Below are 7,516 nucleotides of genomic sequence, written 5' to 3'. Positions count from 1 at the left end.
CGCAGTTCCCCGCGCCCCTCGCGGGGCGGGGCCCTGCGCCACCGATGGGTCGGGGGCCCGAGAATGGGATCGTGTCTACCAAGAAGAAGCCCCAGGTGACCGCCTCGCCCGAGCGGCGTCGTGAACTCCTCGGTACCGCCGCCGAGGTCTTTGCCGAGCAGGGCTACAACGCCACCACCGTGCGCAAGATCGCGGACCACGCCGGCATGCTCGCGGGCAGCCTCTACTACCACTTCGACTCCAAGGAATCGATGCTGGAGGAGATCCTGCGGACCTTCCTGGACGAGCTGTGGGACGGGTACGACACCGTCCTGGACGCCGAACTCGGCCCGCGCGAGACGCTGGAGGCCCTGGTCACCGAGTCCTTCCGGGAGATCGACCGGCACCGCGCGGCCGTCGCGATCTACCAGAAGGAGTCCAGGCAACTCGTCGCGCAGGAACGCTTCGGGTTCCTCGCCGAGTCGCAGCGCAAGTTCGAGAAGGCGTGGCTGTCCACGCTGGAACGGGGCGTGGCGGGCGAGGTCTTCCGGGAGGATCTCGACATCCGGCTCACCTACCGGTTCGTGCGCGACACCGTGTGGGTCGCCGCGTCCTGGTACCGGCCCGGCGGACAGCACAGCCCGGACGAGATCGCCCGGCAGTACCTGTCGATGGTGCTGGACGGAATCGCCGTACGAGAACCCGTGGAACAACCTGTAACGCCCGTACGGGAGCCCGTCCAGGAGCCCGTACGGAAGCAGCGTGAGCAAGGGAAGTAGCCGTAGAGAGCAGTTGATTCAGGGGAGTTGGCATGGCCGAGGCCTACATCGTCGAAGCGGTCCGTACACCCGTCGGACGTCGCAAGGGCGGCCTGGGCGGGGTCCATCCCGCCGATCTGGGCGCGCATGTGCTGAAGGCGCTGGTCGCGCGTTCCGGAGTCGACCCGGCCGCCGTCGAGGACGTCGTCTTCGGGTGCCTGGACACCGTGGGGCCGCAGGCCGGTGACGTCGCGCGGACCAGCTGGCTGGCGGCCGGGCTGCCCGAGGAGGTGCCGGGGGTGACGATCGACCGGCAGTGCGGCTCCTCGCAGCAAGCCGTGCACTTCGCCGCCCAGGGCGTCCTCTCGGGCACGCAGGACCTCGTGGTCGCGGGGGGCGTCCAGAACATGACGCAGATCCCCATCGCCTTCGCCTCCCGTCAGGCGACCGAGCCGCTGGGGCTCACCCAGGGGCCGTTCGCGGGCAGCGAAGGCTGGCGGGCGCGGTACGGCGACCGGCCCGTCAACCAGTTCTACGGCGCCGAGTCGATCGCGGCCAAGTGGGGGATCAGCCGGCGGGACCAGGAGGAGTTCGCACTGCGGTCCCATCAGCGGGCTCTGCGCGCGATCGACGAGGGACGCTTCGCGCGGGAGACCGTGCCGTTCGGGGACGTCACGGTCGACGAAGGGCCGCGACGGGACACCTCGCTGGAGAAGATGGCGGCTCTGCGACCGGTGGTCGAGGGCGGCACCATCACCGCGGCCTGTTCCTCGCAGGTGTCCGACGGGGCAGCCGCGATGCTGCTCGCCTCGGAGCGGGCCGTGCGTGAGCACGGGCTCACACCCCGGGCGCGGGTCCACCATCTGTCCGTGCGGGGTGAGGACCCTATACGGATGCTGTCGGCGCCGATCCCGGCCACCGCGTACGCCCTGAAGAAAGCCGGGATGTCCATCGGCGAGATCGATCTCGTCGAGATCAACGAGGCGTTCGCGCCGGTCGTTCTCGCCTGGCTGAAGGAGACCGGGGCGGATCCCGACCGGGTCAACGTCAACGGGGGTGCGATTGCCCTCGGGCATCCGCTGGGGGCGACTGGGGTGAAGCTGATGACGACCTTGCTGCACGAACTGGAGCGGACCGGGGGGCGGTTCGGGCTGCAGACGATGTGTGAGGGGGGAGGGCAGGCGAACGTGACCATTGTCGAGCGGCTCTAGGCCTGTTTCGGGCCTGCTTCAGGCCGGGTGTCGGCTGCGGGCCGGTGGGGGTTGTTCGCGCAGTTCCCCGCGCCCCTGAAACAAGCGCGCCTGAAACAAGTGCCCCTAACGGGGCGCCCTCCGTGGGCCCGGATCCGGGAGTGCGCGCAGTGTTTCTCTTGCCTCCGTCATCACCCGGTCCACCAGGTCCGCGCATGAAGGCAGGTCCTCGATCAGGCCTGCCACCTGGCCCGACGCCATCACCCCCAGGTCCGTGCGGCCCTCCACCATCGACGCGCGCAGCAACATGGGGGTGTTGGCGGCCAGCAGTACCTGGCTCCAGGTCAGGTCCTTGCCGTGCTTCATCGCCAGGCCGTCGCGGATCAGCCGGGACCAGGTGAGATCCGAGAGCTTCCGGAAGCCGGCGGCCCGGCGCACCGCGTGGGCCAGCGTTCTCGTACGGCCCGCGCTCTCAAGGGAGTCCACCAGGTCCGTACGGAGCATGCGGTGCGGCAGGCCGTCCACGGCGGTCGTCACCGTGACGTCCTTCACCGTGGCCGCCAGATACCGGGCCTTCACCGCGTCCGGGACCGTCGAGTCCGAGGTGAGCAGGAACCGGGTGCCCATGGCGACGCCCGCAGCGCCGTACGCGAGTGCCGCGACCAGGCCCCGGCCGTCGAAGAAGCCGCCCGCCGCGACGACAGGTATGCCGACGGCGTCCACGACCTGGGGGAGCAGGACGCTGGTCGCCACCTCGCCGGTGTGGCCGCCGCCCTCGCCGCCCTGCACGAGCACCGCGTCCGCTCCCCACGCCTCGACCTTCTCGGCATGGCGGCGGGCCCCGACCGAGGGAACGACGACCACGCCCGCGTCCTTCAGCTCGGCGATCAGTTCGCGGGACGGCGCGAGCGCGAAGGACGCGACCCGCACACCCTCCTCCACGATGATCCGTACGCGCTCACGGGCGTCCCCCGCGTCCGCGCGCAGATTCACCCCGAACGGCGCCTGCGTACGGGATCCGACCTCCCGAACCGCCGCCCGCAGCTGGTCGGGCGTCATCGTCGCGGAGGCCAGGATGCCCAGCGCACCCGCGTTCGCCGTCGCGGACACCAGGCGCGGGCCCGCCACCCAGCCCATCCCGGTCTGCACGATCGGGTACCGGACACCGACGAGCCGGGTGAGCGCGGTCTCCATCAGCTCTCGGCCCCACGATCGCGCGGGCTCCGCGGATCGGGGACCTCGCGGTCGCGCAGGCCCGCAGGGTCGATGACCTCGCGGATCCACGCCAGCTCCGCCGCCGACGGTTCACGGGTGTACGGCACCTCGTCCGCGACGGCCAGGGCGAAGGCCGTCGCCGCCACCACCTCCTCGACCGTCACCCCCGGATGCAGCGAGGCCAGCCGCATCGAGTGGTCCTCGGTCGCGAAGTCGAACACTCCGAGGTTCGAGACCACCCGCGGGATGCGGTGGAAGCGGATCGCCGTGGGACCGGCCGCCGCGGCGCTGTCGTACCCCACCCCGCCGATCATGTCGACCTTCTCGACGAAGACCCGCGCCGAATGCCTGGGCACCCAGTAACTGACCGGGTTGTTCACCGTGTTGACGGGACCGCCCCGCACCCCGAGCAACTGCCGGGCGGGCCGCGCCCAGTCGCCCACGCACGAGATGTTCTGGTTGCCGTACCGGTCGATCTGGCTCGCGCCCATCATCACGTGCCGACGCCCGCCGGTCACCAGGGCCAGATGCTGCCGGTACGGCAACCAGCCCTCCGGGGTGCCGTCCGGACCGACCAGCAGCGCCTCGCCGTCCGTCAGCAGCAGGTCGGGCGAGAAGGTGAGCCTGGCGAGTCGGGCACCGATCGACGGGATCGAACCCATCGGGGAGGCCAGCACCTCGCCGTCGCCCCGCCACGCCTCGGCACAAGCGATCACGCAGTACTCGGCGCGGGTCACGCCGCTCGGGGACGCGCTGAGAGACGGAGCCGCGTCCGGTGGTGTGCTCGGCGTCGCGCTCATCGTTGCTCCTCGTGCCATGCCTCCACGGCGGTCCGGTAGGCCTGTTCGTCGCCCGCGAGGAACCTCTCGGCGAACTCGGGCCACGGCATGGACGCGTAGAGCCGCTGGAAGGCCTCGTCCCGGCCGTGGTCGGGCGCGCACGACGTGAAGTGCGCCCCGCTCGGCGCCTCCACCACGCCACTCACATGGAGCCGCTTGATCAGCAGGGTCTGCGGGGGCGACGCCTTCGTCAGCTCCGCCGTGTCGACGATCCGCTCACAGGACACGTACGCCGTCGTCGCCGCCTCGCAGAACAAGTCGTCGAAGTACGGGTCGGGGCCCAGATACTGGCCGTTGCCCGCGCGGTCGGCGCGGTTCACATGGACCAGCGCCGCGTCCAGCCGCAGGGCCGGCACGGCGACGAAGGTCTCGCGCACGCCGGTCGCCTCGTCCTCGTACGGTGAAGTGACCGTACGCAGACCGGGGTTGACCCGCATCACGTCCGAGCCGATGCCGGCCCGCACCGGCAGGAACGGGAGCCGGTTGGCGGCGGCCCGCAGCCCCCACATGAACATCGCCTCGTCGATCTCCATCAGTTCGAGGGAGCCGCTCTCGCGGGCCGCCCGGTAGTGCGGTTCGAGCGGGATCGAGTCGAGCGTCGCGAAAGGGGCGACCAGTTTCCGTATCCGCCCGGCCGCCGCCAGCATGCCGATGTCCGGGCCGCCGTACGAGACGACCGTGAGGTCGGTGACCGAGGAGCGGAGCAGTGCCCGTACGAGAGCCATCGGCTTGCGGCGGGAACCCCAGCCTCCGATGCCGAGGGTCGTCCCGCTCTCCAGCCGGGAAACGGCCTCGTCCGCGGTCATCGTCTTGTCGCCCACCTACCGGCCCGCCTTCCCGAACGTGTCCCGGACCCGGTCACCCACGCCGCCGAGGCCCGCCTCGAACGTGAAGCCCTGCTCGAAGCGGTAGCTGCGGCGCACGTCGACGGGGTCGATGCCGTTGATCGCGGCCTTCGCGAGCCGGATCAGCCGGCCGTCCTTGCCGGCGATCTCGCGGGCCAGCTCCAGCGCGGCCGGGCGCAACCGGTCGCGCGCCACGACCCGCCACACCGACCCGTGCCCGTGCAGCTCGGCCGCGGTCGCCGTGCGCGACGTGTAGTACAGCGCGCGCATCAGATGCTGGGGCACCAGACGGGACAGATGCGTGGCCGCGCCCAGCGCGCCCCGGTCCAGCTCGGGCAGCCCGAAGGTGGCGTCGTCGCTCGCCACGATCGCGTCCGCGTTGCCCACCAGGCCTATCCCGCCGCCCAGACAGAAGCCGTGAACCTGCGCCACCACCGGCACCTCGCACTCGTACACGGCCGCGAAGGCTTCGGCGCAGCCGCGGTTGGCGCCGAGCAGGGCGCTGTCGCCCTTCGTCTGTATCTCCTTGATGTCCACGCCCGCGTTGAACCCCCGCCCCTCGGCGGCCAGCACCACACAGCGGATTCCGGCGTCACGTCCCGCCGCGCGCACGGTGTCGGCCAGCGCGAACCAGCCGCTCACCGGCAGCGCGTTCACCGGCGGGAAGTCGACCGTGACGACGGAAATCCCTTTTTCCGGGGACGAGGTGGAGACACCCATGGACGCATCAGCTACCTTTCCACCAAACGTTTGTTAGGTTCGGTCTGATGTGAAGGTAACAGCGAATACCGACGAGCGGGAGGCCCTGTGGACAAGTGGCCGGGCGAGCGGCCGGACAGGCGGCCGAACGAACCGCCGGACAAAGGGGCGGGCCAACTGCCTGACAGGCGGCTCGTGGTGGTCACGGGCGGGACCAGGGGCGTCGGCGCCGGGATCGCCAGGGCGTTCGCCGAAACGGGTGACGAGGTCGTGGTCTGCGCGCGCAGACCACCGCAAGCACCGCTCGACGGAGTCGAGTTCGCCCCCCTCGACCTGCGCGACCCACCGGCCGTACGTGCCTTCTTCGGCGGGCTGCCCCGGCTCGACGTCCTGGTCAACAACGCGGGCGGCGCCCCCTACCGGCTGCTCGTGGAGACGGATACCGAGACGGATGCCGAGACGGACGCCGAGACGGATGCCGAGCGGCACGCGCGCGTGATCGGCCTCAATCTCGTCGCGCCCCTGACGGCCTCCCTGGCGGCGTACGACCGGCTGAAGCGCGCCCGGGGCTCCATCGTGATGATCGGCAGCGTCAGCGGGACCCGGCCCTCACCCGGCACGGCCGCCTACGGGGCGGCCAAGGCCGGACTGGAGAACCTGGCGCGCTCGATGGCCGTGGAATGGGCACCGGACGTGCGGGTCAACACACTGGTGGTCGGGATGGTCCGCACCGAGCTGTCCCGCCTGCACTACGGGGGCGAGGACGGCGTGGAGGCCGTCTCCCGCACCGTCCCGCTGGGCCGGCTCGCCGTGCCCGTGGACGTCGGCAGGGCGGCCGTCTTCCTCGCGTCGGACGCCGCCGCGTACATCACCGGGGCGGCTCTCCTCGTGCACGGCGGCGGCGAGCGGCCCGCCTTCCTGGACGCGGCGACCGTCAACATGGAGGAGTGAGGAAGAGCGACATGACCTCGGACACCGGCAGCAACAGCGGCGAAGCCGCAGGCACAGCCACCGGAATCGGTAGGGGCAGCGGCATCTGCGACGGGCGGGTGGTGATCGTCACGGGTGCCGGACGCGGGCTCGGACGGGCCCACGCGCTCGCCTTCGCGGCCGAGGGGGCACGGGTTGTCGTCAACGACCTGGGCGTCGGACTCGACGGCTCGCCCGGGGCCGACAGCCCGGCCCGGCAGGTCGTCGAGGAGATCACCGCGGCGGGCGGCGAGGCCGTCGAGCACGCCGGGGACATCGCGACGACCGAGGGCGCCGCATCCCTCGTACACACGGCGGTGGACGCCTTCGGGCGACTCGACACACTCGTGAACAACGCCGGGTTCCTGCGCGACCGGATGCTGGTGAACCTCGACGAGGACGACTGGGACGCCGTCATGCGCGTCCACCTGAAAGGCCACTTCCTGCCGCTGAAGCACGCCGCCGCGCACTGGCGGGCCCAGGCGAAGACGGGACGCGTACCGCGGGCCCGAGTCGTCAACACCAGCTCCGGAGCAGGCCTTTCGGGGGCCGTCGGACAGGGCAACTACAGCGCCGCCAAGGCCGGCATCGTGGGACTCACCCTGGTGGCCGCCGCCGAGATGGGGCGCTACGGAGTGCAGGTCAACGCCATCGCGCCGGCCGCGCGGACCCGGATGACCGAGGCGGCCTTCGCCCAGGCCATGGCGGCACCGGACAGCGGCTTCGACGCGATGGCCCCGCAGAACGTGTCACCGCTCGTCGTCTGGCTCGGCTCCGCCGCGAGCACCGGTGTCACCGGCCGGGTCTTCGAGACCGAAGGCGGCCGGATCACCGTCATGGACGGCTGGCGGCCCGGCCCCAGCGCCGACAAGGGCGCCCGCTGGACCCCCGCCGAAGCGGGAGACGCGACGCTGAAGCTCCTCGCCCAGGCACAGCCCCCACCCGCGCCCCACGGGGCGCAGTAGCACAACCGGCGCACGCCCCCGTCGCCCACCAGGGGTGCGGGGAACCGCGCGCCAAGC

At 71.6% G+C, this 7,516-nt stretch carries 8 protein-coding genes; 4 read left to right on the top strand and 4 right to left on the bottom strand.

Translation table 11 applies throughout. From position 1 onward, the window contains the following. Positions 1–71: 71 nt before the first annotated feature. Both AOK01_RS31330 and AOK01_RS31325 read left to right on the top strand, forming a co-directional pair. Positions 72–758, top strand: a complete 687-nt coding sequence (locus AOK01_RS31330; RefSeq protein ID WP_245702497.1) for a TetR/AcrR family transcriptional regulator — start codon at positions 72–74, stop codon at positions 756–758. 32 nt (positions 759–790) lie between these two features. Continuing rightward, on the top strand, positions 791–1,948 hold the full coding sequence (locus tag AOK01_RS31325) for an acetyl-CoA C-acetyltransferase (protein WP_055517590.1): 1,158 nt from the start codon (positions 791–793) through the stop codon (positions 1,946–1,948). Positions 1,949–2,053: 105 nt separating this feature from the next. Here the strand turns inward: AOK01_RS31325 and AOK01_RS31320 are convergent, their stop codons facing one another. From AOK01_RS31320 to AOK01_RS31305, 4 genes are read right to left on the bottom strand one after another with little or no spacing between them, the layout of a single operon-like run. Next, positions 2,054–3,121: an NAD(P)H-dependent flavin oxidoreductase gene (locus AOK01_RS31320; protein WP_055517588.1), complete on the bottom strand. Its 1,068-nt coding sequence runs from the start codon at positions 3,119–3,121 to the stop codon at positions 2,054–2,056. Then, positions 3,121–3,942, bottom strand: a complete 822-nt coding sequence (locus AOK01_RS31315) for a CoA-transferase subunit beta (RefSeq protein WP_055517586.1) — start codon at positions 3,940–3,942, stop codon at positions 3,121–3,123. Before AOK01_RS31315 ends, AOK01_RS31320 begins: the two co-directional genes overlap by 1 nt. Then, positions 3,939–4,802, bottom strand: coding sequence for a CoA transferase subunit A (locus AOK01_RS31310; protein WP_055517584.1), 864 nt, complete (start codon positions 4,800–4,802; stop codon positions 3,939–3,941). The genes AOK01_RS31315 and AOK01_RS31310 overlap by 4 nt, the downstream gene beginning before the upstream one ends. Beyond that, positions 4,803–5,546, bottom strand: a complete 744-nt coding sequence (locus tag AOK01_RS31305; protein ID WP_055517582.1) for an enoyl-CoA hydratase family protein — start codon at positions 5,544–5,546, stop codon at positions 4,803–4,805. Between the two features lie 156 nt (positions 5,547–5,702). Here AOK01_RS31305 and AOK01_RS31300 point away from each other — a divergent pair, with 156 nt between their 5' ends. Both AOK01_RS31300 and AOK01_RS31295 read left to right on the top strand, forming a co-directional pair. Then, the gene (locus AOK01_RS31300) at positions 5,703–6,476 is read left to right on the top strand and encodes an SDR family oxidoreductase (RefSeq protein WP_055517596.1); all 774 of its coding nucleotides are present in this window, start codon (positions 5,703–5,705) and stop codon (positions 6,474–6,476) included. 11 nt (positions 6,477–6,487) lie between these two features. Further along, complete coding sequence (locus AOK01_RS31295; RefSeq protein WP_079103910.1) at positions 6,488–7,459, top strand: SDR family oxidoreductase; 972 nt, start codon at positions 6,488–6,490, stop codon at positions 7,457–7,459. Positions 7,460–7,516: the final 57 nt, after the last annotated feature.

Source organism: Streptomyces aurantiacus (assembly GCF_001418335.1).
Lineage (GTDB): Bacteria > Actinomycetota > Actinomycetes > Streptomycetales > Streptomycetaceae > Streptomyces > Streptomyces aurantiacus.
The sequence above is the reverse complement of the archived record's forward strand: the minus strand, read 5'-3'. Positions and strand labels throughout refer to the sequence as shown.